This is a genomic window from Paenibacillus sp. MER 99-2 (assembly GCF_023714095.1).
GTDB lineage: Bacteria > Bacillota > Bacilli > Paenibacillales > Paenibacillaceae > Paenibacillus.
In genome coordinates, this window is sequence record NZ_JAMAUZ010000001.1 from 1,733,103 (window position 1) to 1,759,519 (window position 26,417).

29 protein-coding genes and 1 riboswitch are annotated in these 26,417 nt (G+C 42.0%); of the genes, 23 read left to right on the plus strand and 6 right to left on the minus strand.

The features are described 5' to 3' along the window. Nucleotides 1-58: 58 nt before the first annotated feature. The 5 genes from M3636_RS07820 to M3636_RS07840 all read right to left on the minus strand — a co-directional run bounded on the left by M3636_RS07820 (nt 59) and on the right by M3636_RS07840 (nt 5,045). Nucleotides 59-685 (minus strand): LysE family transporter, encoded by a 627-nt coding sequence (locus M3636_RS07820; RefSeq protein WP_251381954.1) that lies wholly within the window; start codon nt 683-685, stop codon nt 59-61. Between the two features lie 144 nt (nt 686-829). Further along, nucleotides 830-1,456: a DUF1989 domain-containing protein gene (locus M3636_RS07825; protein ID WP_128102105.1), complete on the minus strand. Its 627-nt coding sequence runs from the start codon at nt 1,454-1,456 to the stop codon at nt 830-832. A gap of 71 nt (nt 1,457-1,527) precedes the next feature. Beyond that, nucleotides 1,528-3,024: an amidase gene (locus M3636_RS07830; protein ID WP_251381956.1), complete on the minus strand. Its 1,497-nt coding sequence runs from the start codon at nt 3,022-3,024 to the stop codon at nt 1,528-1,530. Between the two features lie 169 nt (nt 3,025-3,193). Further along, nucleotides 3,194-4,174, minus strand: a complete 981-nt coding sequence (locus M3636_RS07835) for a DMT family transporter (protein WP_128102106.1) — start codon at nt 4,172-4,174, stop codon at nt 3,194-3,196. A 146-nt stretch (nt 4,175-4,320) separates the two neighbouring features. Beyond that, nucleotides 4,321-4,466, minus strand: a riboswitch (FMN riboswitch). Nucleotides 4,467-4,550: 84 nt separating this feature from the next. Further along, the gene (locus tag M3636_RS07840; RefSeq protein ID WP_128102107.1) at nt 4,551-5,045 is read right to left on the minus strand and encodes a DinB family protein; all 495 of its coding nucleotides are present in this window, start codon (nt 5,043-5,045) and stop codon (nt 4,551-4,553) included. Between the two features lie 246 nt (nt 5,046-5,291). On the opposite strand from M3636_RS07840, the gene M3636_RS07845 reads away from it, so the two are divergent. The 6 genes from M3636_RS07845 (at nt 5,292) to M3636_RS07870 (ending at nt 12,065) form a co-directional block, all read left to right on the plus strand. After that, nucleotides 5,292-5,888: a hypothetical protein gene (locus M3636_RS07845; protein WP_128102108.1), complete on the plus strand. Its 597-nt coding sequence runs from the start codon at nt 5,292-5,294 to the stop codon at nt 5,886-5,888. Continuing rightward, nucleotides 5,885-6,073 carry a hypothetical protein gene (locus tag M3636_RS07850; RefSeq protein WP_251381958.1) on the plus strand — a complete coding sequence of 63 codons (189 nt, stop codon included), beginning with the start codon at nt 5,885-5,887 and terminating at the stop codon, nt 6,071-6,073. The genes M3636_RS07845 and M3636_RS07850 overlap by 4 nt, the downstream gene beginning before the upstream one ends. Nucleotides 6,074-6,401: 328 nt before the next feature. Continuing rightward, nucleotides 6,402-7,769 (plus strand): amidohydrolase family protein, encoded by a 1,368-nt coding sequence (locus tag M3636_RS07855; protein WP_251381960.1) that lies wholly within the window; start codon nt 6,402-6,404, stop codon nt 7,767-7,769. Between the two features lie 493 nt (nt 7,770-8,262). Then, on the plus strand, nt 8,263-9,663 hold the full coding sequence (gene bcaP / locus M3636_RS07860; protein WP_145408511.1) for a branched-chain amino acid transporter BcaP: 1,401 nt from the start codon (nt 8,263-8,265) through the stop codon (nt 9,661-9,663). 354 nt (nt 9,664-10,017) lie between these two features. Continuing rightward, nucleotides 10,018-11,088: a hypothetical protein gene (locus tag M3636_RS07865; protein ID WP_251381962.1), complete on the plus strand. Its 1,071-nt coding sequence runs from the start codon at nt 10,018-10,020 to the stop codon at nt 11,086-11,088. A gap of 50 nt (nt 11,089-11,138) precedes the next feature. Beyond that, nucleotides 11,139-12,065 carry a tyrosine-type recombinase/integrase gene (locus M3636_RS07870; RefSeq protein WP_251381964.1) on the plus strand — a complete coding sequence of 309 codons (927 nt, stop codon included), beginning with the start codon at nt 11,139-11,141 and terminating at the stop codon, nt 12,063-12,065. Nucleotides 12,066-12,505: 440 nt separating this feature from the next. Here M3636_RS07870 and M3636_RS07875 read toward each other — a convergent pair whose 3' ends face one another. After that, a complete protein-coding gene (locus M3636_RS07875) occupies nt 12,506-13,435 on the minus strand; it encodes an L-lactate dehydrogenase (protein ID WP_128102113.1) in 930 nt (309 codons plus the stop codon). A gap of 310 nt (nt 13,436-13,745) precedes the next feature. On the opposite strand from M3636_RS07875, the gene M3636_RS07880 reads away from it, so the two are divergent. From M3636_RS07880 to M3636_RS07965, 17 genes are all read left to right on the plus strand, one after another. After that, nucleotides 13,746-15,023, plus strand: coding sequence for a VPS10 domain-containing protein (locus tag M3636_RS07880; RefSeq protein WP_145408514.1), 1,278 nt, complete (start codon nt 13,746-13,748; stop codon nt 15,021-15,023). 134 nt (nt 15,024-15,157) lie between these two features. After that, a complete protein-coding gene (locus tag M3636_RS07885) occupies nt 15,158-15,367 on the plus strand; it encodes a hypothetical protein (RefSeq protein ID WP_128102116.1) in 210 nt (69 codons plus the stop codon). A 608-nt stretch (nt 15,368-15,975) separates the two neighbouring features. Then, entirely contained in the window at nt 15,976-16,704 is a 729-nt protein-coding gene (locus tag M3636_RS07890) for a Type 1 glutamine amidotransferase-like domain-containing protein (RefSeq protein WP_128102117.1), read from the plus strand. Nucleotides 16,705-16,785: 81 nt separating this feature from the next. Continuing rightward, entirely contained in the window at nt 16,786-17,133 is a 348-nt protein-coding gene (locus tag M3636_RS07895) for a hypothetical protein (protein ID WP_251381966.1), read from the plus strand. 55 nt (nt 17,134-17,188) lie between these two features. Beyond that, nucleotides 17,189-17,971 carry a phosphotransferase family protein gene (locus M3636_RS07900; protein WP_251381967.1) on the plus strand — a complete coding sequence of 261 codons (783 nt, stop codon included), beginning with the start codon at nt 17,189-17,191 and terminating at the stop codon, nt 17,969-17,971. A gap of 119 nt (nt 17,972-18,090) precedes the next feature. Continuing rightward, on the plus strand, nt 18,091-18,558 hold the full coding sequence (locus M3636_RS07905) for a GNAT family N-acetyltransferase (protein ID WP_251381968.1): 468 nt from the start codon (nt 18,091-18,093) through the stop codon (nt 18,556-18,558). A gap of 59 nt (nt 18,559-18,617) precedes the next feature. Further along, nucleotides 18,618-19,097, plus strand: coding sequence for an RNA polymerase subunit sigma (locus tag M3636_RS07910; RefSeq protein WP_251381970.1), 480 nt, complete (start codon nt 18,618-18,620; stop codon nt 19,095-19,097). Nucleotides 19,098-19,120: 23 nt separating this feature from the next. Continuing rightward, nucleotides 19,121-20,197 (plus strand): CHAP domain-containing protein, encoded by a 1,077-nt coding sequence (locus tag M3636_RS07915; RefSeq protein ID WP_251381972.1) that lies wholly within the window; start codon nt 19,121-19,123, stop codon nt 20,195-20,197. A gap of 50 nt (nt 20,198-20,247) precedes the next feature. Next, nucleotides 20,248-21,021 carry a sugar phosphate isomerase/epimerase family protein gene (locus M3636_RS07920; RefSeq protein WP_251381974.1) on the plus strand — a complete coding sequence of 258 codons (774 nt, stop codon included), beginning with the start codon at nt 20,248-20,250 and terminating at the stop codon, nt 21,019-21,021. A gap of 69 nt (nt 21,022-21,090) precedes the next feature. Next, on the plus strand, nt 21,091-21,837 hold the full coding sequence (locus M3636_RS07925) for a class I SAM-dependent methyltransferase (protein ID WP_251381975.1): 747 nt from the start codon (nt 21,091-21,093) through the stop codon (nt 21,835-21,837). 49 nt (nt 21,838-21,886) lie between these two features. After that, the gene (locus tag M3636_RS07930; RefSeq protein ID WP_251381977.1) at nt 21,887-22,372 is read left to right on the plus strand and encodes a hypothetical protein; all 486 of its coding nucleotides are present in this window, start codon (nt 21,887-21,889) and stop codon (nt 22,370-22,372) included. A 30-nt stretch (nt 22,373-22,402) separates the two neighbouring features. Further along, on the plus strand, nt 22,403-23,137 hold the full coding sequence (locus M3636_RS07935; protein ID WP_251381979.1) for a class I SAM-dependent methyltransferase: 735 nt from the start codon (nt 22,403-22,405) through the stop codon (nt 23,135-23,137). A 28-nt stretch (nt 23,138-23,165) separates the two neighbouring features. After that, nucleotides 23,166-23,666: a GNAT family N-acetyltransferase gene (locus tag M3636_RS07940; protein ID WP_251381981.1), complete on the plus strand. Its 501-nt coding sequence runs from the start codon at nt 23,166-23,168 to the stop codon at nt 23,664-23,666. Between the two features lie 20 nt (nt 23,667-23,686). Next, nucleotides 23,687-24,151: an NUDIX domain-containing protein gene (locus M3636_RS07945; protein ID WP_251381983.1), complete on the plus strand. Its 465-nt coding sequence runs from the start codon at nt 23,687-23,689 to the stop codon at nt 24,149-24,151. Between the two features lie 50 nt (nt 24,152-24,201). Further along, nucleotides 24,202-25,356 (plus strand): bis(5'-nucleosyl)-tetraphosphatase (symmetrical) YqeK, encoded by a 1,155-nt coding sequence (yqeK, locus tag M3636_RS29725; protein WP_353056271.1) that lies wholly within the window; start codon nt 24,202-24,204, stop codon nt 25,354-25,356. Nucleotides 25,357-25,390: 34 nt separating this feature from the next. Continuing rightward, complete coding sequence (locus M3636_RS07960) at nt 25,391-25,999, plus strand: cysteine peptidase family C39 domain-containing protein (RefSeq protein ID WP_251381985.1); 609 nt, start codon at nt 25,391-25,393, stop codon at nt 25,997-25,999. Next, nucleotides 25,992-26,408, plus strand: a complete 417-nt coding sequence (locus tag M3636_RS07965; RefSeq protein ID WP_251381986.1) for a DUF7674 family protein — start codon at nt 25,992-25,994, stop codon at nt 26,406-26,408. Before M3636_RS07960 ends, M3636_RS07965 begins: the two co-directional genes overlap by 8 nt. The last annotated feature ends 9 nt before the right edge of the window (nt 26,409-26,417 follow it).

A 26,417-nucleotide genomic window follows, 5' to 3' on the forward strand; every position in this document is an offset into this window, starting at 1 on the left:
ATGCTATTACAGTATTAATGGAGGAGGTATTGGGTGACTGTCCCGCAGTCGAAGTTATTCAGAAAAACACGGAGCGGATCGCTTCAACTCCGAAGTATACTCCAAAACCAATCAGACAAATACCGGACAAAATGGAGATAGAGCGCAAAACGACTTCATTCTTAAACTTGTGGAACCGACTTGCCATCCAGGCCATAATAACGTCCCAGATTAGAATGCCGATGAATATTCCCAGACTGTATAACAACAAATGTGGCGTATCGGCATGTTTGGCTGTAGTTGCGAGAATAGATCCATAGATGCCAAGCCAAAATAAAATATTGAGTGGATTGGAGAGAGCCATTAGAAATCCAGATATAAAGGACTTTTTAATTGAAACCTCTGTGAGAGAGTAGCTTTTTGTGCTTTGTTTCAGTTTGGATAGTGTCTCCACGCCCGTATACAGAAGAATAAAACTACCAAAAGACCATAGAAAGGATCTTAATAATGGCGTGTCCAAGAAATGAGCGACACCAAAATAGATGAACAACATGTACACTAAATCTGCGAACATTGCACCTAAACCAAGAATCCATGCATGCAAAAAACCGTGCCGGGCTCCCCGATCCAATTGTGCAGCGTTAATGGGACCGATTGGAGCCGACAAGGATATTCCAAGAATTACATAACTCAGTAATACAGACATATCTGATTCACTCCCAGTAGACGAAATCGATCCATTGAACCTTACATCACAAAGACATGAGATGAGATGCAGGGTACAAGTTATCGTATTCTCCGTAAGAATGAAAAAGAACAACACAGAGATGTAACTATGTAGAATGAATGTTTAAAGGTTCGATTCAGGCACGATATCCAGTTGAATAGGGGTGGCATGGTATCCATTGCATGAACTCTCTTCGCATGGACATGCTGACAAACCAACAATGAGGTCGGTTAGAGCTTTCATTTCAACATAATCACCAGCACGGGACTCAGGTGCGACCACATTGATGTTTCCCTTATCATCCACTACCGTATTCATAAACAAGTTAAACGGATAATGTTGATCTGGTGGTAAAATTCCAAAAGGTGCGAGTGCCATGTTTAAATTATGATAACAACTGGCGTGATCCTTCTTGTCGTACAACACCTCATACATTTCAGGTCGACAAGCGGAGTTGAAGAAATCATGAACTCCGACAGTATCCTTAGTTATCGTTAGTATAGGTTGGTATCGATTAGAATATAGAGATTGCCCAGGTTTGATCCGGTACGAGCACAACACGTCAAGGGTTACTCCGGGATCAAGGCGATGATTAGCGTCAAGTGCATCATAAGCTACAAAGTCAACGACCTGTTGTCCTTTGAGGTCGGTTATCCGAATTAATGCTCCCTTACGAACCATAAGTGCATAGCCTGTTTTTGCAGGAATTGTAACCGGATAAGCTGGGTTCTCTTGTTTGGTTGGATTCATTCGTAAACTGACCTCCGCATACTTTTGACTACAGTATGCGGAGCATACTTCGCTTTCATGCACAAACGCAATTAGGAAGGAAATAATGGGTTACCCTTCATGCCAATCCAGAGCTCGGATGCTTCAAGCTGTCCAGCAAGATGTAACAGCCAGTCCTCACGTCCTTTGGTTGCCATCACCTGAACACCCATCGGCAAACCTTCAGGCGTCATATGAACAGGCACACTCATCGCAGGCTGACCGGTTAAATTGGCAAGCTGCGTATAAGGGGTGTATGTGAGGCTAGGTTCAAACATTTTATAGATCATATGCTGCTGTTCTAGCTTGTCTAGTTCGCTAACACGCATTAAATGTTGGATCTGCTCGGCATGAGGTGTGAGCTCTCCGATCTGAGGTGCAGGATACGCATTGACTGGCGTAACATAGAAGTCATAACGGGTGAAGAGGGTAGACATTTGCGCCGCAGCAACGTCCCATTCAGCCAAACTATGAACAAACTCAGCAGCAGATACCTTTTTGCCTGCTTCAGCTAGAACCCAAGACTCAATCTCCATATCATCTGCCGTTAGCTCTCTACCCATAGCATGCTCCATAGAAGCGATCATCGCGGCCATTTCGCCGCTATTCATCATGTAATAGTTTTCCATTAACCGTACACCATTGACTGGGCTTAATTTCTCTTCAACCTCATGGCCTTGCTCTTCTAACCAACGAACGACCTTATACACGGCTTGTTTCGCTTCCTCACTTACAGGAGTGCCTACTGGAGAATCAGTGGTATATGCAATTTTTAATTTGCGTTGATGAGGATAATTGAGGTCTGCCAAGTAGCTGCCCGGGAAAAGAGGGGCATGGAAGGCAGCTTCAGGTTGAATGACTTGCAACGTATCCAGCAACGCAGCGCTGTCTCGAACCGTGCGGGATAATGCAAAATCAATAGAAGCTCCCTGCCATTGACGACCAACACCAGGTCCTACTGGAGTACGTCCTCTGGTCGGCTTCAGACCGAACAATCCGCTGAAGGAAGCAGGGATGCGGATTGAACCTCCTCCGTCACTGGCACCAGCAAGAGGTACAATTCCAGATGCTACTGCGGCTGCGGCACCTCCGCTTGAGCCACCAGGAGAGTGATTCGTATTCCATGGATTGCGTGTAGGTCCATGCAGACGGGGCTCAGTAATATTTTTCAGACCAAACTCTGGGGTGTTCGTATGTCCGATAATAATAAAACCAGCTTCACGCAGCCGAGAGACAAAGTTAGAACTTCGTAACGCCCGGTGCTCCTTCAGAAGACGGGAGCCTGAAGTTAAGATTTGACCCTCTAGGGATTGAGAAATGTCCTTAAGTAGCAAGGGAACACCAGCAAATGGTTGTTCTCCTGGGCGAATCATGCTTGCTTCCTGACGGGCTTGTGCTTCATATGTACGAATTACCGCATTAAGCTGTGGGTTCACTTCTTCAAGTCGTGCATATGCTGCTTCGAGCAGTTCGATCGGTGATACTTCACGGGAGCGTACAAGCTCTGCTAAACCAATAGCATCATAGGATGTATATGAAAATGAAGACATTAAGCATCGTTCCTTTCTAAGGTGGGTATCCAGTGTTCCATATGTCATCGTACCATCGGATTGCAGAAAAGACAAAAGCACTGTTCATCCATTGGGATAGACAGTGCTTTTTTTATAATATCGTTTGAGAAGTTAACGTATATGTTAGGGATGCATCCTGCGTAAGGAATTACTCTGTACGAAGCTTAGGGGCTGCATCAGTAACGCTTGATGAGCGCTCCTGCTGTTTGGAAATGGCAAAGAGTGCAATCCATATTAGGATAAAACCAACGAGCTGTTCCCATGTAATCAACGTACGGAAAGCGATCCAGTTAACGAGTACACCCGCCATTGGGAAGCTAAGTTCTGCCAGTGTAGCCACAGAGGCTTTTGTAGAGGACAAGCCTTTATAGTATAACAACAGGCTCAGAAGTCCAGGCAATAAAGCTTGACCCAATATATTTAGCACTACAGCCGCTTGTTCGCCTGTTCCGGAAGGCAATGTCCATGCGGCTCCTTCATGCCATGTCATCAAGAAGAGCAGGGGCAGAGCAACTACGAACCGCAGAGAAGTGACTGTCTCATATCTTGCTTGACCTAGCATCAATCGACCCATTACCGTAGATCCGCCCCATAGAGCAGCAGCTCCCAAGGATAAAAGGCTCCCTGCATGAACCCAGGTATTCCAGTTTCCAAGAGGGAGTGTGAATCCAAACGTGAGCAAATAAGTTCCTGCAAGTGCAATGAAGAATAGTCCCCCAAAGCGACGCGGCAGCGTTTCTTTGAGAAGTAGCTTAGCCAGTACAATAGCGAACAATGGCTGCATTTTTTGCAACAAGAGAACGGTATTGGGATCATTGTTGGTTAGCGCCATTGTGAACAACACCGTTGCGAGTGCTGATCCACCCCAGGAAATGAAGATTACAGCAATCCAGTGTCTAGCACGTAGATTTTTCAAGTCTGCACGGAATTTCCATAAGACAGGAATGGCGACTAGACTGACAATGATGTGCTCAATAAGTACAATTTGAGTCGAGGTCATGGTCTGAAGCAAAATAATTCGGAACAAGGGATCTACGCCCCACAATGCAGCGCCAATCACAACAAGCCAAAATCCAGTGTTGCTTCGTTCTTTCCGATAGATCGTTGAGGCAGTTTGATTCTTTTCCATATTCAGGACTCCTTCGTCAGAACACGGAATCTTCAGTTGGCAAAATCGACAAAAGCCCCCGTTCTGGTGAATCACCAAATAAACGGGGGCTCATCCATGCATATGTCGTTAGGGAAGAAGACTTCCCGTATAACGGCATGACATGTGTTGATCTTCTCTCATCCGGACTGTACCGTCGGCCTTGGAGTCTCACCAAGTCAGTCGCTGATAGCTATATCAGTCAGCGAGTCGCGGGCTGGTTCCGAAGAACATCACCGCCGGTTGGGAATTGCACCCTACCCCGAAGATCCTATTCAATTGTTTAGTATGTTGAACAAGTTGTAACATCAATGATTTCATCTTAATCTTGTAAGCGCTAGCAGTTCAAGTGTTTTTTTCAGAAGATGATATTCCAGCTTCCTTGCTGTCTGCGAAGAAGAACAATCTGTCCAGAATGATATGCATCATGTATGATCCATCGGCTAAGGGCAAGTCCCCAAGTGTCCTCGGTATCCATGTATTGTGCATCTAGATGAGATTGTTGCAAGGCTGCAAGTTGGGTTCGTAATTGTTCAGCAAGTGCTGTAACGCTCTTCACTAAGTCATTCCATCCTTGCTCGTCTGATGCATCTCCCGAATCACCAAATGTCGCGACATTACTTGCTGCGGCTGGAACGGAGGTAATGCCCTGTATACGTTGCGAGATGCGAAGGTTGTAATAGTGCATATGGTTTACCAGCTGCCAGATGCTCAGTCCACCTGAAGACGGAACCCAGGCAGCTTGTTCAGCGGTGAGCCCCTCCAGTGCCTTGGCTACAGGTACAATCCAACTACATTGATCCCATATGCTGTCTTTTTGCGTTAATAAGATGTCGATTGCAGATACAGTCATTCGTTGTTCCTCCTCGTTATCGTGGTTTGCTAAGTGAAATAAGTTGATCATCAGCACGACAAAATAGATGACCTGCAACTTAGATGACACTTTCATTCAGCATAGGAAATATAAGGATAAATATACCATAACTACGCGATCTTGTGATGATACATCCTTCATTATGGATTACAGAGCTACAGTGGTAACAGTCTATAATCATCTGATGTATATTTATGTTAATATTAGGAGGGACGGAGGGACATTTTGCGAAAAAGTTTAATTATAGTTGGTCTATGTTTGCTTGTTATATTAGGATTTGGCGCGATGCAAGGGTTACATGTGAATGAAATCAACGCATTGCCCCATGATGGTCAGATTGTAAAATCCAAAGAAATTCATGGTTACGGCCAAGTGGTATTATTTGTAGATCATCAAGACCAGAGTTTTGGCATAGCCAAACTTGAAAAGAAGTTCGGTTTCTTACATCGTTTTGATGGAAGCTCATATGGTCGTACGGTCGAGGAAGGCAAGCCGTTTGAGGCTACTAGTCTAGGTGATCCTAATCGCTTTATAGTTGGGGTAGTAACACCCAGGGAATCCAACATCGAATACATAGCGGTCGGTAATCATCTGAAGGATGTTTCGTCTTCGCAATCTTACGAGCTCTCCCTTGAAGAAGTGAAAGCTCATCCGAATGACTACCAACTTGAAGAGATTGACGATCAGTATGCACTGTTTGTATTAGATGAGTATACCGAGGAGAACTGGACAATAAGAGCTTTTGATCAAGATGGAAATATCGTTGCAGACAAGATATTTGGCGATGAAGTAAGATACATGAATGAGGAGAGAGCCGATTGAAAAGAGTTATTGTTACGACGATTGGGATAATTGTGATCAGCTTTGTATTGTTAATAGGGATCAATCTCCTTGGTTCACCTTTTCCCGTTGTTGTTGAGGAACATCCGGCAGTTCCAGGAGAGCGCGAAGTGAAGGTTCATGAAGGAGGTAATTCAATGCTTCAATTAATCTGGTGGAAAGAGTAAGGTTGAAGCAGAGGATTTATATCAAGAAATGAAATATCTATAAAGTGTTCTGATTGTGGGGAGTTATGGTTTTTTTGGATGGGTTTGACGAAAAGCCGAGTGAGTACGTGCTAGTGATAGACTACAAGTGACCAAAAAATGTATAAAACCTTGTATAGCTACGTGCTATTCGAGGTTTTTTTAATTCCAAAATTTGCAAACTTAAAGAGTTGACTATATAATACATATATACTTTATAAAAATAAGTACTAAATCATTATCGTTCAGCGCTGATTCACACCGTCATACAAGTCATATCCAACTAAAACTATGATTGGAGATGTGTCTAATGGGGAAAAGTTATTTGCTGAAAAATGGTTGTGTCGTATCAATGGATGCCTCGGTTGGTCAGTACAAAAGGGCAGACGTCTTGATTGAGGATTCTTTAATAATAGCTATCAAGCCTGATCTGGAGTGCGCGGAAGCAGAGGTTATCGATGCATCCGATATGATTGTGCTCCCAGGGCTGGTAGATACCCATCGTCATGTGTGGGAGTCCCTGGTTAAGACAACAGGAACGAATTGGTCGCTTCCTGTGTATTTGCAAAATCTCTATTATGGAGCAATGGGAAGCAAACTTCGGCCTCAAGACAGCTACATCGCGAATTTGTTAGGATCTTTGGAAGCGCTTAATGCTGGAGTGACAACGGTATTGGATTGGAGCATGCCATACTCTTCAGAGCACACAGATGAATTGATTCGCGGGCTTCAGGATGCTGGAATTCGTGCGGTGTTTGCGCAGGGTGTTCCTGGAGAAACGAATTACTGGAATAGAGATAGTCTCCTTACATACTCCAACGATGTACGTAGAGTGAAGCAGCAATACTTCTCATCAAATGATCAATTGCTGACGTACGGTCTTGCCATTCGAGGTCCGGAATTCAGTCACTGGGATACAACGGTCAAAGAGATTCATCTTGCAGAGGAATTAGACGCCATATGTTCCATGCATGTAGGATTCGGGACTTGGGGAAGTGTGGATCGCTCGGTAACAAAGTTACATGAGGCTGGTCTATTGAGTCCGCGAATCAATGTGGTTCATGGCAATACGATGGGAATTGATGAGTACAAAATGCTTGCTGATCAAGGTGCATCGCTTTCTGTTACACCTGAGGTAGAAATGATGATGGGGCATGGATATCCGGCGACTGGATATTTTCTGGAGAATGGAGGCACACCAACACTCGGTGTGGATGTTGTGACATCTACGGGTGGCGATATGTTTTCCCAGATGAAGTTTGCCCTGCAGGCAGAGCGGTCAAGAGCGAATGAGCAATTATTGCAGCAGGGAGAAATGCCTGGAGAGCTGAATCTGCAGTCGAGTCAGGTGTTAAGATTTGCCACATCGGCTGGCGCGCAAGCTTTGGGACTGGGGCATAAGATTGGTACACTGACACCAGGCAAAGAGGCAGACCTGATTATGATTCGTGCTACGGATCTGAATCTGTTCCCGGTTCATGATCCAATTGGAGCTATTGTGCAATTCGCCAATCCATCCAACGTTGATACTGTATTTGTGGCAGGTCAACCGGTGAAGAGAGAAGGTAAGTTGTTGCATGTGGATCTAAGTGCAGTTCGTCGTCAAGCGTTGGAGAGTACCAGCTATCTGCTAGCACAATATCAGATGACTGATGCAGAACGGATCATCTTTTCATAATCTTGGGGTATTATTAATTGAATCGAAAATAAAATAAAGAGGTAGATGAAGGACATCGAAAAATAAAGGTTAAACCAAGAGCCGCATGGGATCATGCGGTTTTTTTGCGCCTTGAGGAGCTTTAGACAGACAGGAATCGTGACGGAAGGACAGCGTAAATAAACGAAATAAGCTGTTATTCACATAAATGCATATAACAACGATTTTAAACACTCTATTGATTCGAAAAAGTGAATTAAAAACTGCGCATAATATAAATTATACGCAGTTTTCGTTTAAATCGATTTTTATTATCTTTCATGGGCAAGATATCATGATACTTTTCGCTTAAAAAACACAACATATGACATCTCTCTAAATAAAATTTTAATCAAGCAACGCGATAACGTGTAGAATTGACTAGTTTTTTATAGGTGGTCGATAAGATAGAACAAACCACTTTTTTATAGAACAGATGAACAGGTGATACTTTCACGACGAGAGGAATTTATGTATGAGCAAAAATGAATCACGATCTTCATTGTTTCGCAAAAAACCAATTGCTGTAAGTGGGGGAGAACGTAGTGCGCTGAAAAGAGTGTTAGGGCCACTGGATCTAATGACCCTTGGTGTAGGTGCTATTATCGGCACGGGTATATTTGTACTCACAGGTGTGGCCGCTGCTAAATACGCAGGACCGGGTCTCGTGCTTTCCTTTTTGCTGGCAGGGCTAATCTGTGCTTTTGCTGCACTATGTTATTCTGAATTTGCTTCAAGTGTACCCGCTTCGGGGAGTGCGTATACTTACAGCTATACCGCCTTTGGTGAAGTGATTGCTTGGATCCTTGGATGGGATCTGATTCTGGAGTATGGTTTTGCAAGTGCGGCAGTGGCTAGTGGATGGTCTGGTTATTTTCAAAGTCTATTGTCTGGATTTGGATTGCACTTACCTCATGAGCTAACGAGCGCCTTTAGTCCAGAGAAGGGAACGTATTTTGATATCACAGCAGCGGTCATTACGTTGATTATCACCTTCTTGTTAACTCGAGGAGTAAAAGAGGCAGCGCGCGCCAATGGGATTATGGTTGCTCTGAAAATAATCGTTGTGTTGATCTTCATCGGTGTAGGTGTCTTCTACGTTCAGCCTGATAATTGGCAGCCATTTCTGCCTTTTGGCATTTCGGGTGTTACCGCTGGAGCGGCGACGGTATTCTTTGCGTATATCGGGTTTGATGCTGTATCTACCGCAGCGGAAGAAGTGAAGCTGCCTCAGCGAAATTTGCCGATTGGCATTATCGGTTCGCTCGCAATCTGTACCGTATTATATATCGTCGTTTCGCTAATCCTGACGGGGATTGTGCCGTACCATATGTTGAATGTTAGTGATCCAGTAGCCTTTGCCTTTGAGTTCGTTAACTTGCATGGCTTATCTTGGATCGTTGCACTTGGCGCCATTACAGGTATTACTACGGTACTGCTGGTGATGATGTATGGTCAGACGCGATTATTGTATTCGATGTCAAGGGACGGGCTGTTATCCCCGGTATTCTCGAAGGTTAGTGGCAAGAGTCAAACTCCTGCCGTAGGGAGCTGGGTTGCGGGGATTATTGTAGCGTTATTTTCTGGATTCATCTCCCTCGGACATCTCGCGGAATTGACCAATATCGGGACATTGTTTGCATTTGCGGTGGTCAGTCTGGGGATTATTGTGCTCCGTAAAAACAATCCTGATCTCAAACGTGGCTTCCGCGTCCCATTCGTTCCATGGATTCCGATCCTCAGCGCCATCGGCTGTGTGTATCTCATGACTCGACTTGCGATGCTCACTTGGATTACATTCTTCATCTGGTTACTGATTGGTCTGGTGATTTATTTCTTATATGGCCGCCATCACAGTCATTTGAACTCAAAATAAACCGAACAGTAATCTCAATCATTAGATCATGTGGAAAAAAATTAGGTCATACCTCCTGAGCTTTCGCTTATGCGAAGAGAGACAGGAGGTTTTTTCATTTCAATTTCGCGGGTTATCCACTTATTTCGGCTGAATCCCATATTCGATGCTGAGATGCCACTCGCACATCCTTCGTAATCAAAAGCGGACTTTTTGAACAACCTCTATCAGAATAGCGGTTCCTAAGACCTGTTTCATGGGTATGTATTAAGGTGCATGTAGACTCATATCATTGTCTTGGGGTTGCGGGTTGTTCCAATATGACATATATTTGGGGTTGTGACATGCCATCAGACAGAGGAGAGGGGATGTATCATGAATACACATTTACATACGAATCAACATATGAATTCGAATTTTGGTTTTGCATTAACAGACTCTGCTGTACTTACAGAGGCGAAGTTGATTATTTCACAGGAAACAGAAGCTGATCGCATAGAACTGGATATTGATCCACAACGCTGCTTGAAGGACGGGCGCAAGGTCTCAGTTATTGCTCAGCAACTTGATGCTCCTGTCGTAAGACAAGATGCTTCCATTATATATGGGCAAGAACTGAGCTTTGTACAATATACAGTGAACTTAAATTCCGAAACCAAGCTTTCCATAGATTCCATTGAAGGTATAGACTATAGTGTAGAATTAGGATGGTCTGATTTCCCTGAAGGAGAGTACGAGCTTCGTATATCAATTCACAGGAAAACACCGCGAATCGCAGAAGTGCCGCTGGAACCAGAACAGATGGCTATGGTCAAATATGCCCAGGTGGTAACGGTTGTTATCGCACTTTTCCCAGCGCAACCTACGCAAGAGCAACTTTCATCAACGCCGGTATGGACGAGAGACCATCATGTGTTTGACTCCTATGGTAGTGCAGGCTTTATTCTTGCGGATCTGCCCCGCATGGTTGCACGTGTAGAGGAGTTGCTTGGCGTGGGAAATCACAATTTAGTTGAACGTTTTAATGAAGGTGATCTGTCTTCTCAGCTATTAAATGAAGGATTGATGGCCACTGCATGGGGCATTTCGCCTTGGTGTTATTCCATCTATGCAGCGCCTAATGGGGCTGAACAGGCTAAATTGCCGATGGACAAGCTCGGAGAAGAGCCTGTATGTACGGGAATATACCGTATTGCTGCCGAAACAACACGTTTAAGCATTATTCCTGCTAATGAGCTTGCAAACTGGCCGGCTTGCACGAACAAAGAATGGCCGCAAATTCATGTTCCTGGTTCGGGAGAAACGCTACGCATGGAATTGGTTGTGCAAAATTGTGAATCTGTAAACGGACTTCACGAGAATCCACTACCGTCATTTGTGATTACACGTAGTGAGGGTCTCCCAGAGATGGTTGAGCCTTTGATAAATATCGTTATTGTCGACTGACGAATACTACTAAATATACACTACCAATAGAATTGTGGTGACTAACATAGATGATATCTGAAGAGATCAGGGAGCAATATGCAGAGGAGCTTGAGGCTTTTCATATATGGATGAAGGATGCCGGCTACACGGGGTATACCGTGAAATCCTATACTGGTGATGTGGCTGAATTTCTTGTTTCGATTAAGGGTAAAGCGGTAGATCAGGTCAAAAAACTGCATGTGTTATCGTACTTGTCTCAAGCTCGGGAAAGAGGAGTAAGTGATGCGACTAGAAACCGAAAGCATGCTGCAATTCATTGCTTTTACAAATCACTCATTGAATTAGAGCTAGTAACAGCGAATCCTGCCTTTGGAATCAAGAAGTCCAAAACCGAGAAGAATCGTGCGCCCGTTTTCCTGGATGAGAGCGGGTTGGAGCGGTTCTTGCAATCGGTTGAGGGCAAGTATCGAACGCGGAATTTGGCTATTTTTCTCCTAATGGGGTATATGGGATTACGGGTCGGAGAGGTACACGCCCTTAACTGCAAGGATTATAATGAAGAGAGACGCACGCTAAATGTCTTCGGGAAAGGACGGAAGTGGCGCACGCTGCCCGTTCCTGATACAGTTGCGGATCTATTGTCCGAAGCTTTAGAAGAACGTTTAACCCCATGGCGTGCGAAGGAAGAGGCGCTCTTTGTATCGCAAAAGGGTAAACGACTGTCTATTCGCAGCATTCAGCTCATCTCGACTGAAACCTTTGAACGATTCCAGCAGCAATCCCCATCCGCGCAGCGACAGAACTATTCCAGTCATAAGCTGCGGCACTCATTTGCGACAATGATGTTACGCCGAGGGGCGGATCTGCGAACGGTTCAAGAGCTACTTGGTCACTCATCCATTCAAACTACAACCGTCTACACGCATGTCACCAGTCGGGAGAAAGAGGAAGCGATGGCGCTGCTTGATGTAAAAATACCTACCTTTAACACCTAAGTGATTCATAAATAAGGAAGAAGCCGCAGATCAACGGAGATGCGGTTTTTTCCTGTTTGGGACGGAGTCTGATTAAAAATGTTTGCCTAGGTAAAATTAACTATGAAAGATCGCTTTTAGTTGAAGTTTAAAGTGTTTGATCTTTTATAGTTAGAAGTATAAATGTTATGTGATTAAAGTTATATTTTACGTAATTAATATTATGTAAACTAAACGCTAGATGGTTATTTATTATTCTAAAAATATAATAAATTGTATCAAACGTTAAAATAGTAAATGTAGAATGTCTAACTCAATTTTCTTAATTAAACGTCTTCTTAAACAGTAAAAAAACCATCTGGATCTTCTTGAAATGTAAATCCAGATGGTTGTATTAAATGATGATGATGCTTATTCTTAACAGCCCAATATCCATAGGGGTTATGATGTCATCAAGTTTACTATTCCAAACCTGCAATTTGCTCTTTTAATTTGTCTGCGGAAGCCTGGAAAGCGATCTTTTCCTTCTCATTCAATGGCAGTGGTAGAATCTCGCGCACACCGTGACGATCTACGACACATGGAACGCCTAGATAGACATCAGACACGCCATTGTAATCTTCAAGCAAGGTAGATACATTCAGGACAGAGCCTTCATTCCCAAGGATTGCTGCAACAATGCGATCAAGTGCTAATGCGATTGCATAAGAAGTTGCTCCTTTGGCATTAATAATCTCATAGGCTGCATTCTTGGTGCGATCAAAGATATCCTCTTGCGTTTCTTCATCCAGCTCCAGATTCGTTCCTGCAACGTTCGCAAGACTCCATACAGGTACTTCGGAATCCCCATGTTCACCGATAATATGAGCGTGGATGCTACGTGGATCAATGCCTTTATTTTTACCAATCAGATAACGGAAACGCGCGCTATCTAGCAACGTTCCTGAGCCGATAACACGGGAAGCAGGCCAGCCGCTTTGTTTCCAGGACGTGTAGGAGAGGATATCTACAGGATTAGTAGCAATCAACAAAATACCATGAGAATTAACGGCTGTGATCTTCTCAATAATGTCTTTGAAAATGCTTGCATTTTTCTTCAGCAGATCAATGCGTGTCTCGCCAGGCTTCTGTGATGCGCCCGCTGTTATGATGATGATGTCAGCGTCTTTGCAATCTGAATAATCGCCAGCCCATACTTTTACGCCCCCGGTAAAAGGAAGACCGTGGTTCATATCGAGCATTTCACCTGTTGCTTTGTCATGATTCACATCCACAAATACCAACTCGGATGAGCGCTGTCTTAACATCAGCGTGTATCCCGTTGTTGTTCCTACCGCACCCATGCCTATAATAACGACACGACTGGGTTTAAGGTTCGTACTATTTGCCATGTTTATATCCTCTCCTTTTTAGATGTACTTCCATCCATATTAAGGGATATCTTCCGGAAAAGCGAGGTCTGTCTATAAACTTTTTCACAATAGATTGTCTGTTATGGTAAATTTACGTCGAATTATATCTTTATCCTTCAAACCCATATGGCCTTACAAGTGTACTTCTTGGTACTGGGTGTACGTGCCCACGAGCCTTTTCGACATGTTTTGTGGTAGAATGATTGAAGTGTATATTGTTGTGTTCGTAAAAGTGACCCGTTAAGCTAGGCATGCGCGCCTTCTTATGGGATGAGAGAGGTGGAACCACTTGCGTTGGCATTGGATCAAAATCGCGCAGACAGCTCTGCTGTGTGTAGGTATAGCAGCCATATTGGCCGCCTGCACGGATTCAGAAGAAACTCCGGTGGCTCAGCCACCTCAGGAGACGGATGAGACCGGAAATACCGGACAAACATTAACCGTTGTTCCACCAGTAAACAGTACAGAAGCGGCTGATATGGCCAAGTATCAGATTCAGACTCGCTTGACCGATTTTCAGCTCCTGAATTCGAACGGTGGTTTAGCATGGGGAGTCACAAGAAATGCACTACGGTTGTATTATACGCAGGATGAAGGAGCCACCTGGACGAATATTTCTCCTTCAGAGAATGTGCAGTTCCCAGCCAATCCACAGTACGGTCAGAGTATATATTTTGTAGACCGTACACACGGATGGATCGTGCGTGAAGGTATGGGTGGAACAGATACGATTGTGCTTCGCACCAACAATGGGGGAGCTAGCTGGAGCTTATCCTCGCTGTCTAAGACCGATAAGGTGACGGCAATTTCTTTTGTTTCTCCGGAAAAAGGATGGATTCTCACTACAGTAGATACCTCGATCGGTAAACAGGACAAAAAGCTGTATGTCACTGAAGATGGTGGAACTACCTGGAAAGCGATGTCTGAGAGTGATGATGACGAGCAAACTGGCTTGGGAGAGATTCCTACACGTGGGTATACAACAGGATTAACGTTTTCAGATGCAAAACATGGATTCTTAACAGCACTTGATTTTGGGACACCGAAGTTGTACGTTACGACTAATGGTGGAGAGGATTGGAAGGCTGGAGCTTCGTTCTTCGATCGCGAGAAATTTAGTGGATGTGGTAATTTTGGCATTAGCTCACCCCAATTTTTCGGACGAGAAGCCAAAGGAGCTTGGATGGCATTATCCTGTTCAACGGGAGATCGCACCAAGTTTAATGGTTTTTTCACTGACGATGGAGGTAAGAGCTGGAGTTTATCTACGTTCTCGCTCAATAAGCAAACAGGGCTTAATCGCAATCTTGCGCCAACATTTCTTAATGCTACGCATGGATGGACGATACATGAAGGTATAACCTACCATACAGAAGATGGAGGGAAGACCTGGAGCGCACTTCCGAGAAGTAAAGTGTTCGATCAGATTCAGGAAGACTATCCGGAGATCGTGAAGATCCAGATGGTATCTACGAAGCTGGGTTGGGTGCTGGTTGAAAATACGGATACCAAACGATCCTTATTGTTGCAAACGGAAGATGGCGGTATCCGCTGGAAGGTACTATAATCGCAAGGTACAACACATATTACAAGAAGGAAACCTACGGGTTTCTTTTCTTTTTAGATACTTTGTGAAATAAATCACAAAATAAAAATTCAAAGGATGTTATATTGAATTCAAGAAGAGAAGGAGTGATGAAGATGAGAACAAACGAACAAACTCAATTCACGCAGGCGGACGAATTAACCAGATACATGCTTCACTTATGCTACACATGTGATGATGCCAATCGTTGCACAACCGAAGAAGCCGTGAAAGCTTGTATGGCAAATAACGCACAGGTAGACCAGCCAGAAACGGCTGAAGGCGCAGACGTAACTCGCGGGTTTATGGACATGATGTACGCTTAGGCTACTGGTAAGCTCGGAATAACATTCAAATATTAAGTCTAGATCACAGAATTTCTACAGAAACGCTCCTAAATAAGGGCGTTTCTTTTTTAGTAGGAAAGGCTAATTTGTCCTTCCGTGTGCTTCGCAAATAAAACAGCATGCGTTATCATGTAGATAATGGAATGAATATAAGAATCTAACCATTATTGATTTCGATTTAGATTGTTGGAACGAAGGGATTAATAGAATTGACGAGGATCTATTCAAAGCGTTTGGAAATCAACTAATAGGCTGGATGAAACAGAACAATAAAAGGCATTTTATCATATCTCATGATGGAAGCATAACCAATTATCGGATACTATTAGGAGAAGTTGGACTTACAAAATCGGATTTTTTGGGAGAAGCAGGCTTGTATAAGATGATTTTATAGTAACTTGAAGACCTAATTGAAAATTCCGGGGGAGTAAGTTATGGCACATGGAAGAATATTAGGAATCGAGAAGAAGTGAGTGTCGGAAGTATTAGTGATGAAGGTCAATATGGTAAGATCTTTGTTCTAGAAGATCTTATTTAGTCTGATTCTTAAATGATCATCCTATTTTATTATCAATGGAGGGATTAAAATGGGCATCATTGTTGCTATTGGTGGCGGAGAAATCAGCACATTTGAAACATATGAAATAGATCAGACGATTGTAGGCTTGAGTAATAAAATGAACCCCACAGTGGTTTTTATTCCTACTGCCAGTATGGACGCGGAAGGATATTGTGAATCCTTTGAACGGTTATATCGTGATCGATTAGGTTGTGAGGTCAAACATTTGCTTTTGACAAAATGCACATATACTAAAGATGAAATTGAAGGCATGATTATGTCGGCAGATATCGTATATGTAGGTGGCGGAAATACCAGAAAGATGTTGGACATATGGCAACAGCATGAAGTGGATAATTTACTGAAAAAGGCATACGCCTCGGGAGTTATTTTATCTGGCATGAGCGCCGGTTCAATTTGTTGGTATGAATACGGACATAGTGACTCAGGAGCGTTCGAACATACTGGAGTATGGCATTATATTAAATTAAAGGCTATGGGCATTCTGAGCGGAATTCATTGTCCGCATTACAACGAGGATATTCGATCTGTAGATTTCGCGAAAATGGTTAAGGGAATGAATATGCCTGGGATCGCCATCGAAAACAACTGTGCGGTTATTTATAAAGATGATCAATATAAAGTAATTACTTCTCAAGAAAACGCCAAAGCTTATATGATTCAAGAAATTGATCAGACCGTGATCACAAGGGAAATTTACAAACATCCGATGTATCAAGATATAACTAACATGTAAGAGCCTATAATTTATTTTTCCTATTAAAACCTCAGAGCCCTTTTAATAAATTTAGATTAAAGAAGGAGAGCAGGTGAAATCATGAAGTTTAGCTACAAGAATTTTTCCTGTGATGTAGAGATTTATCATAAAGATGATGACTTTACTGTACGATTCTACGATAAGAATAAAGAACAGGATGAGCATCAAATGATGAATCTGGTCATTGTTGACCCGGGGTACGGTTTTCTTTGCTTGAAACATAAAGGGAAGGACTCCGCGCTATTAAGTGGGTTTCTAGATGAAGAAGTGTTCATTTCGGAGGATTATGTAGATGCAGCACTTTGCATCATTGAGGACTTAAGTCCAACGTTCAAGGAGATATGCATTCCTTACCATATTAGGCTTTTCAAACAAACTAGCTTTGCTGAGTACAACGGGGAGTACTGAAAATAACATGTTAACTGGGCTCAAACTAGAGAAAGCTTATCGAGAGGGTGGAAGGATGAATATTCAAGATATTCCAACAGAGATCATTCAGCAGGTTGGTGAGATTCGGAACATTAGCTTTCCCAACAAGCAAGGTCATACTTCGATCGTAGCTATTTTGCATACCCCAGATAAGAAATACATCGTCAAAAAAACAGAGGGCCTCCTTTACAATGAATGGTTGTCTGAAGAATATGAAGCACTGCACCATCTCCGTCTATTAGGTTTACCTATTCCGAAAGCGTATTCATTACATATAAAGAATCAAACGAAATGGCTTTTGATGGATCACATAGAGGGTATTACGCTAAGAGAGTTTCTATCTAAAGAACCTGATTCTCAAGATAAAGAAAAAGCAATAGTTAACTTTGCACGTTGTCTCAAAAAGATTCATGAGAGTTCCTGTCCGGAGGCCTTGATGAAAAATGATACGGATTGGTTGGATAACATGTTATTGAAAGCCGATTATAATCGGAATAACTTTACAGTAGACGGTACAGAAGAGCTTCTTAAACGGATCCAAGAAGTAAGGCCAGAACCAATTACGAATACGCTGATTCATGGTGATTTTACGATAGACAATGTATTGGTGCACGATTGTAATATTGTCGGTGTGATTGACTGGTCAGGCGCCGCTTATGGCGATCCTAGATATGATGTTGCATTAGCGATTAGACCGAAACATAACGCTTTTGAAGATGAGAGGGATAAGGAAATATTCTATGACGCATATGGCAAGCTAAGATTATCGGATAAAGAGTATGACTATTTTGAAGACGGCCTATATAACTTTTTCTAGTATCCCTTTTATGAGAAGAAGAATAAGGATAGGTGTCATTTCAGAATTGTAAATAACCCCATTTTGCGCATATGATGTCAATATAAATAAGCAGGTATGGAACGTAGGGAGTGTCATTAATGCAATACATCGTAAGGATGGCTACTGTAAACGATATAGACGGACTTTGCTCAATTCGGAATAACAAAGAGCTGTTCATCACTTATCTAACACAACAACAGAAACAAGAGGCAATACTGGTCGTTGCTGAAACGGATCATGTCATATTAGGCTTTGGCGTTTTAAAATTAAGAGGAGAGCGCATTCCGAAATTAAGTGATTTATATGTGAAAGTGACGTATCGTGGAAACGGCATAGGATCAGCTTTGATAAAGTATCGAGAACATCTTGCCAAGCAGCGAGGTTATACAGAGATGTATGTGAGTGTTGATCCCATTGAAAATCCCAAAATGATTAAACTTATTACTCATCACGGATATCATGCAATTTCAGCACCGTACTCCAAAGACGCAATTTATTTCAACGAAGAAGGTACAAGCTACGAGAAGACATATACCCGAGTAGATATGAAAAAGATACTAAGCTAACGCGTATGGACAGGTAAAAGGTCTCTCTTGCGTCATAACATGAGAAGAAGGAGCTAATCATGAAATATGTGTTAGTCTTTATTTCTTTTTGCGCAATGATTATTGCAGGATGCAATGACGCTACTCCGCAGTCTAGTTTATCTTTTGACTTAGAACAAGATGAGAAGCGAATCTATGAGCAATTAAAAGATGAGTTAGATGAATCCGTATTGTTGAATGTAGATCCCATGAGTGTTGCAAAAATGTACGTATACTCAAGTTACCATGGTGACAATGACGTTAATTATACCTTGTACACCCAAAGAGAAGGTTATATTGCCTGGTCAAGATTGGAAGATCAACAGATTCCTGAAAGGGATCGTGGTAATCAAGAACAGATTGCAGCTAATTTTAGAAATATTGAAAAAGGTGAATTTTACCATCAAGATGAGTACGAAGGATATATACAATATGAGAAAGAGGCAGGAGCCACATCATATTTTCAAATGATTAAAGATGAGAACAACATATGGAAAGTAGCATTTATGCCGTTACAGTAGATTAATTAGGGATGGGATAATCTATGGATATCATAACGTCACGGATGAATCAGATCCGTACACTTGTGAATGACATGATACTCAATATGGATAGCCCTATTCGACAACAGGAAGCATCCGTAAGACTGTATGGAGTATCGTCTTATGCAGCAATCCTTGCGTTGAAAAGAGGACTTGAGACTGAAATTAGTGCCATCGCAGGACTGCTGCACCAATTTTATTATTACAAAACGGGAATTGCTCATTATCCTGGCGTGAACAGTGCTGATACCTTAAGACCTTTATTAAGAGACTTGCAGATCTTCTCCAAGGAAGAGCAACGTCGTATTCTACGCGCAATATTCTACCAAGAACAGCTTAAGCAGGTTAACGAACCTTATGATGAAATTATCAAGGATGCTATTATCCTTCAAGCGTATGTCCAACATATTAACCAACCTGTACCGCAGGCATTTGCACAAAGGCTTGTAAATACGCTCAATGAACTATCCATCTCTGTCGATCATACAGAAATAGATGAGATAGCAGCAACGGATAGCTGTACTCACAGCGATTTCATTGATAAACGTCAAAAGTTAGCCAAGATAGCGGAAGAGTTAGCGGGACAAGTTATTGTTGGCATCCCGGGGGATCAACGATACCGTGAAATTTGTCAGTATTGGCCGGATCCAGATATACATAAGGTTTTACAAGGGAATTGGTGTGCGGCGTTTGTGTATCATTGCTGTATGTTATCTGGAATTTTTCTCCCGATCCGTTACCCCAATGCAGACTACCGTTTAGCTGGAGTAGGTGCACTGTTGGAATGGTCGCAGCTACCTGAGACAGGTTTTTTTCACCATGATCAAGATCATAACTTTACACCTGAACGTGGAGATATCGTTATATATGAGAAACTGTTATCTGATGACTCGCATGATCATGTAGGAATTGTGCTTGAACTTTACGATGATGTCATACTGGTCGCTGAGGGAAACAAGGATAATAAGAACTACTCTGGCATAGTGAGCAGAAATAGGAATCATTGTATTTTAGGTTATATACGAATCGACAATGAGTATCTTTACAGTTTTAATGGCATGTACGATCCTATACTTTAATAAAAAACTGACAACAACCATTCAGTCTAATTGAAGAGAGGAAGAGATGTATGATTACGATTTATGATTGGTTTGGGTATGAAGTATTGATGAAGGAGCGTTATAAGTTAATTAAAGAAGCTGGATTTGATGGTGTTCTATTATGGTGGAGTGAACATTTTGGTCGCGGCGACTACCGGAGCGGGCCACAGCTTGCAAGAGAAGCAGGACTTGTCATTGAGAACATCCATGCACCAATACATTATGAACATGATCTTTGGACTGATAATCTGAACGGCGAAAGCGTTACCAACAGTTACTTACAATGTATCGTGGACTGCAACGAGTATGAAATTCCAACAATGGTTGTACATTTACCGAGCGAAGACCATCCATACAATACATTGGGAGTAGAGAGAATGAAGAGAATAACAGAACAAGCGGAGCAATTTAATGTAAATGTTGCGTTTGAGAATTTAAGAAACTTTACTAATTTGACGCAGGTACTGGATCAAGTGGACTCCAAGCGGATTGGCTTTTGTTATGACTGTGGACACCACTATCGCTATTATCCTGGCAAAGATCTGTTATCTATGTATGGTTCCAGGTTAATGGCAGTTCATTTACATGATGATAATGGAAGTCGTGAGCAGCATGGACTGCCTTTCGACGGTTCGATTGATTGGTCTACAACCATGAATCAAATTGCGGGCACAGGCTATACAGGTGCAACTGCACTAGAGCCTATGAACTGGGACTATGAAGAGCTATCCATTAGAGCATTTTTGGAGAAAGCATTTGTAAAAGCAAAACAGCTGGAAGCCATAAGATTGTCTATTTCATAGAAATAAAAAGATACACGATTCGAGAGAGTATGTTCAAGAGTTTAGTAGCAAGAAATAGGAGGTCATTAGGTGAATAAGCAGACTGTGCACCAAACGAACAGCATATATTGGGACACCCAAGGAAATGACTTTTTAAAAGCAATCGTACTTCCGCTATATGGAGCATTTGTATCAGAAGAAAAACATCAGTTATTCGGCGATGTTTCTGGCAAAAAGTTGTTAGAAATAGGCTGTGGGAATGGCCAATCTCTACAATACCAGGGAGAGCGCCAGGCTGCTGAGCTATGGGGAATGGATATGTCCAAGAATCAAATTGAGAAGGCAGAGCAGCATTTAATAACTTGCGGTCTTTCAGCGACTTTAATCTGTTCTCCGATGGAAGAAGAATGTGGCGTTCCAAGTGACTATTTTGACATCGTTTATTCGATTTATGCGATCGGCTGGACAACCGACCTTGAAAGTACCTTCAAGAGAATAGCTTCGTATTTAAGAAAAGATGGAGTGTTCATTTTCAGTTGGTCTCACCCTGTACATAGATGTATGGTTGAAGACAATAATAGATTCGTATTGAACAAACCTTATCATGATGAATCATGGTATCTGGTCAATCCTGATGATGTTCAGGGCGAATTAACCTTATCTGATCGCACGCTATCCACTTACATCAATGCGCTGGCTGCAGCAGGGTTTGTCATTGAGCATATGATCGAAGAAACAGATCAAGACATCCTTCAACTGCACGGTGATGAGAATAATCTTGCAAAAAGAGCAACGATGTTTCCGGTAACCTTCGTAATCAAGGCGAGAAAACTATAAAAAGATATATCAGATTGATTGACTAAACAATAGAGCAGGAGTGAAGTAGTTGCCAGTATACGAGCATTCAGAGCGAGCTTTGTACCATTTCCATTTAGCCATTCAAGAGGAGGCGAATATTCTCTCTCAATTTATAGATACAGAACATGATTTATTATTTCCTTACTTTGAATGCAACTTTGCAGCTTTTCCGGAGGATCGAGATTATATTGAAAAACGCACTAGAATAAAAAGTAAAGAGAACGTGTTTAATCTGAAAAATTCATTCGTAGAGAACGAAACCGTATACTGGTACAGACCGAATGATCTGCAGGACTTGATGCATATCTTACATAGGGATCGTATTACGTATCGCTGCATTGTGCTACCTAAGAATTCGGATCTAGATCATATTCGATTCAAGTTATTTGCATACGAACATGCTGAATATCAAGGTGAAGAGACTAGAGCACTTTTCATTGACGAAAATACGCCTGATGATTACCTAGTCCATGTGCATCCAAAAGTTACGCAGATCATAAGTAAGATAAAGTGAAGTTACCCTCATAAAGGAGCAAAACAGAAAATGAGCTACTACGGTGAGCTGTGTACGAGAATGTATGAAGTGGATAAGTCGATGGCAGAAGGCAGGGAGCTCGATTTCTACCTTTCTTTTGCTGATCGAGAAGATATTCGTGTACTTGAACCGATGTGTGGAAATGGGAGAATGCTGATTCCTTTTATGCAACGTGGCATTAACATCGAGGGATTTGATATTTCAGAGGATATGCTTAAGGTGTGTAGGGAGAAGGGGAAAGCATTAAACTTAGCACCGCAAGTCTACTTCCATAAGATTGAAGAGTTCGCTGCAGCTAGTCAGTACGATCTAATCATGATTCCATTTGGCTCTTTCTCGTTGTTGCCCACTGAACTGATCCAACCAAGTTTAGTTAATCTGAGATCTGCACTAAAGGAAGATGGACGTCTTCTATTAACGATCATGCTAAAAGGTAACGAGATTGAGGAGATTGCAGAATGGAGAGAAGAGAGCCAAAAGCAATTGAACGATGAACGTATTGTTCTATACAAAAAAGTGCATTATGACCAGGAGCAGTCAACACTTGTCACGAGATTGAAGTACCAACTGATTAAAGATCATACCATCGAAAAAACAGAGATTATGGATTTTCCTGTAAGACTTTATGATATTGAAGAGTTTGAGCAGCTCCTTAAGGCTAACGATTTTCACCATGTTCAGCTGCATGAGGTGAAGGATGGCTATGGCAAAGGTACTTCTTTTCATGTGTTTGAGTGTTCCTAAAACTATAATCCGGGGAGAAGGATAGCCTATGATTAAAATCAGGTTTGCTGCAAATGAGGACATCCCTTACATTCAATCCATAGCGCATGAGACATGGACGTATACTTACGGCGAAATCTACGCTGAGGAGTACATTCGTGATTTTATTAGTAGAGCGTATTCTAATGAAAATTTACGTTTATCTATTGAGAGAGACAGCCAGAGTACGAAACGAAGTTTCTTAATCGCTGAATACAATGAGAAACCTGTTGGATATGCTCAGACCAGACAAGTGAATGAAGAGGAGTTTGAGTTGTTACGAATTTATGTAAGACCTGACTTTCACAAAATGGGAATCGGCAATGATTTTATACAGGAATACATGCAGATATTAAAGCCCATTCATCAATTATTTGCATGGGTAGGCCAAGATAATCAGGTAGGCAGAGCCTTCTATGAGAAGAGAGGCTTTGTACCAGTTACAGAAAAGACTGAAACGATCCAGGGACAAAATAAAACGCAAGTAAAATACGTATTGCACATATCCTAACCATGAATAGGACTGAAACGATGAGTAGAAATATTATTGTTACAGGCGGGGCCATTATCAAAGACTCTTATGGCAGAGTGTTATTACAGAGACGATCGGATTATGGTGATTGGGGATTACCTGGCGGTGGAATGGAAGCTGGTGAGGCCATTGAAGAGACTATGATAAGGGAAGTACAAGAAGAGACGGGGCTTACGGTTAAGCAATATCATTTACACGCTATATATACTGGAGAGCGAATGAAGTATACATATCCTGACGGAAATAAAGTTGTATTTGTTATGTTCTTATTTAATTTGGAAGCTGACTTAGAAGGCAGTCTCGCTGAAGATGGCGTTAATCTCACATTTAGAGACCCACAGAACGAATCTTTGCAGCTTATGTTTAAGAGCATTGAAGACATTGACCTGAATGACATTAATATTGTGCAGAGACCTATTTTTAATGATCTGAAAGAAGGAATTACTGATCTGTTAAGAACGTAATGAACAAATGAGTAGGAATAGTAGAAATCATAGTAAAGGTGGATCTCAATATGAATGAAGCTCTCCAAACATATCTAAAGGACATGCAATTTACAGGTGATCTCAAGAAAGACATCGAAGCTTTTTTTGCAGTGCATGAGGATGATGAGACTCTAGCACATACGCTCTCGGTTGCTTCAGAAGCCAAACATGTCGCTACGCTTTATGGAGCTGATCCTGTAAAAGCTGAGCAGGCTGCTTTGCTTCACGATATTAGCAATGTTGTTCCTGTTGCTGAAATGTTGGATTTAGCGAAGAAACTCTCTATAGAAATCATGAATGAAGAGTATAGCTATGGTCGTATCGTACATCAGAAGCTATCCAAAGCTATGGCGAGGCAAATCTTCAACATTACCGATCTAGAGATATTAGACGCAATCGAATGTCACACAACTTTGAAAGCAAAAGCCTCTCTTATGGACAAGGTTCTCTTCATTTCAGACAAAATTTCTTGGGAACTTCCAGGGGATCATCAATACTTACTTGAAGCTAGGTACAAAGTGGATGAGTTGAAATTAAATGAAGGCATCCTAATTTATCTGAATCAGGTGTTGGATAATCGTTCGAAGTTAAAATTGGTACATCCATGGCTAATACAAGCGCGAGCAGAGCTTATATCCACGTTTCCTGAATTAGAAACAGAACGATTTGTATTAAGACAGATCATACATGATGATGCGAATGATATATTTCAAACCTTTTCTCTGGATGAGGTGACAAAATATTATGATGTGGAGAGCTTTACGAATATTGAACAAGCAGAGAAGCTCATTCAAACCTGGCATCATAGATTCGAGAACAAGCAGGCTATTCGCTGGGGGATCGCTTTGAAGTCTGACAACCGAGTCGTAGGGACATGTGGGTTTCACGGTTGGGCGAAGAATCATCATAAAGCGGCAATCGGGTATGAGCTTACTCCACAATACTGGCGTCAAGGGGTTATGACAGAGGTTTTAGGGAAGATCATCGAGTACGGGTTCACTACGCTTGAATTAAACCGAATCGAAGCCTTTGTTGAACCTGAGAATGTCAGCTCTAGAAAAGTGCTTGAGAAGGTGGGCTTCCAAGCAGAGGGATTATTAAAGGATAATTACTACTGGAAGAACCGATTTGTAGATAACGTCATCTATGCTTTAATCAAAAATGACTTTAAGAAGATGACATGATGAGTATCAATCTTACTTACAAGGAGCTAAACCTATGTCACTAGGTCTCATCATCGTACTTGTCGTGATCTGGTATTATTATAAGATTCCGAGGAAAGATCAGATAGATACTCAGGCCATCCCGAACGCTTACTGTATCGAATCTAATAACGAAATGCCAATGCAAGATCATTATGAGTGTGCAGCATTTTCTAGTGCTTTTGTTCTGAGAAACTTTGGGGTTGACGCTGATGGTCAGAAGTTATATGAGAAGTATCCGAGGAAATTGCTCGATGGAACCATTAGTCCTAAGGGAATTATTGTCTTTTTCCAAAGACTGGGGTATGATGCATCTTACCTACGTGGAGACATCGACACGTTGAAGAAGCAAATAAGTCTAGGTACCCCTGTGATTATGTTCATTCGAGTAAACCCCAAGCAACGTTATTTGCATTTTGTTCCAGTTGTAGGTTATGATGAAACGCATTTTTATTTAGTAGATTCATTAAGTCACACCATCAATTGTAACGAAGCGCATTATAATAGAAAAATCTCATTTCGTGAGCTGGAAGGGTTATGGAGAACCTGGCTTCCTTTTTGCCAAAATTCGTATATCGTCGTTAAGCACAAAGAAAAACACAGAGTGGGAGAAGCAGATGATTGAACTAGATATGGTTATGAACCTGTTAATTGATAGTTGTCCTTCTTACAAGGAACGATCAGAGAACTATATGAAAGAAAATTACGAAGAAGGCGAAGAACGGCTGCTTTATATGGAAATGTCTGATCTGGCTGAACATATTGTTGCTCTGTATAAGAACAAACAAACCGATGAATTTGAGAAGCTATTTGAAACCATAGAACTTCTACATACTGAAGGAGACAGGGATGTTAGAGTGTTAGCATCGGTAGGTCTTTTGGAGGATATTCAGAATCATATTCTACGCGATGAGAAGTTGGCACTGTCAGCATTTGAGATACATCTGGGATCAGTGTCACTAGAATGGTGGACGCACTTGATTAATGCTTGGGAAGGCAAAAGTGACTACCTTGGTGGACCCGTTAAGAATTAGAAGCTATTC

Excerpts from the sequence above, each read along its gene's own strand:
- M3636_RS07855 (WP_251381960.1), top strand. The coding sequence starts at position 6,402 with ATGGGGAAAAGTTATTTGCTGAAAAATGGTTGTGTCGTATCAATGGAT.
- M3636_RS07890 (WP_128102117.1), top strand. The coding sequence starts at position 15,976 with ATGGGCATCATTGTTGCTATTGGTGGCGGAGAAATCAGCACATTTGAA.
- M3636_RS07920 (WP_251381974.1), top strand. The coding sequence starts at position 20,248 with ATGATTACGATTTATGATTGGTTTGGGTATGAAGTATTGATGAAGGAG.
- M3636_RS07905 (WP_251381968.1), top strand. The coding sequence starts at position 18,091 with ATGCAATACATCGTAAGGATGGCTACTGTAAACGATATAGACGGACTT.
- M3636_RS07885 (WP_128102116.1), top strand. The coding sequence starts at position 15,158 with ATGAGAACAAACGAACAAACTCAATTCACGCAGGCGGACGAATTAACC.
- M3636_RS07965 (WP_251381986.1), top strand. The coding sequence starts at position 25,992 with ATGATTGAACTAGATATGGTTATGAACCTGTTAATTGATAGTTGTCCT.
- M3636_RS07945 (WP_251381983.1), top strand. The coding sequence starts at position 23,687 with ATGAGTAGAAATATTATTGTTACAGGCGGGGCCATTATCAAAGACTCT.
- bcaP (WP_145408511.1), top strand. The coding sequence starts at position 8,263 with ATGAGCAAAAATGAATCACGATCTTCATTGTTTCGCAAAAAACCAATT.
- M3636_RS07935 (WP_251381979.1), top strand. The coding sequence starts at position 22,403 with ATGAGCTACTACGGTGAGCTGTGTACGAGAATGTATGAAGTGGATAAG.
- yqeK (WP_353056271.1), top strand. The coding sequence starts at position 24,202 with ATGAATGAAGCTCTCCAAACATATCTAAAGGACATGCAATTTACAGGT.
- M3636_RS07900 (WP_251381967.1), top strand. The coding sequence starts at position 17,189 with ATGAATATTCAAGATATTCCAACAGAGATCATTCAGCAGGTTGGTGAG.
- M3636_RS07840 (WP_128102107.1), bottom strand. The coding sequence starts at position 5,045 with ATGACTGTATCTGCAATCGACATCTTATTAACGCAAAAAGACAGCATA.
- M3636_RS07820 (WP_251381954.1), bottom strand. The coding sequence starts at position 685 with ATGTCTGTATTACTGAGTTATGTAATTCTTGGAATATCCTTGTCGGCT.
- M3636_RS07875 (WP_128102113.1), bottom strand. The coding sequence starts at position 13,435 with ATGGCAAATAGTACGAACCTTAAACCCAGTCGTGTCGTTATTATAGGC.
- M3636_RS07835 (WP_128102106.1), bottom strand. The coding sequence starts at position 4,174 with ATGGAAAAGAATCAAACTGCCTCAACGATCTATCGGAAAGAACGAAGC.
- M3636_RS07910 (WP_251381970.1), top strand. The coding sequence starts at position 18,618 with ATGAAATATGTGTTAGTCTTTATTTCTTTTTGCGCAATGATTATTGCA.
- M3636_RS07960 (WP_251381985.1), top strand. The coding sequence starts at position 25,391 with ATGTCACTAGGTCTCATCATCGTACTTGTCGTGATCTGGTATTATTAT.
- M3636_RS07895 (WP_251381966.1), top strand. The coding sequence starts at position 16,786 with ATGAAGTTTAGCTACAAGAATTTTTCCTGTGATGTAGAGATTTATCAT.
- M3636_RS07825 (WP_128102105.1), bottom strand. The coding sequence starts at position 1,456 with ATGAATCCAACCAAACAAGAGAACCCAGCTTATCCGGTTACAATTCCT.
- M3636_RS07865 (WP_251381962.1), top strand. The coding sequence starts at position 10,018 with ATGAATACACATTTACATACGAATCAACATATGAATTCGAATTTTGGT.
- M3636_RS07940 (WP_251381981.1), top strand. The coding sequence starts at position 23,166 with ATGATTAAAATCAGGTTTGCTGCAAATGAGGACATCCCTTACATTCAA.
- M3636_RS07870 (WP_251381964.1), top strand. The coding sequence starts at position 11,139 with ATGATATCTGAAGAGATCAGGGAGCAATATGCAGAGGAGCTTGAGGCT.
- M3636_RS07915 (WP_251381972.1), top strand. The coding sequence starts at position 19,121 with ATGGATATCATAACGTCACGGATGAATCAGATCCGTACACTTGTGAAT.
- M3636_RS07830 (WP_251381956.1), bottom strand. The coding sequence starts at position 3,024 with ATGTCTTCATTTTCATATACATCCTATGATGCTATTGGTTTAGCAGAG.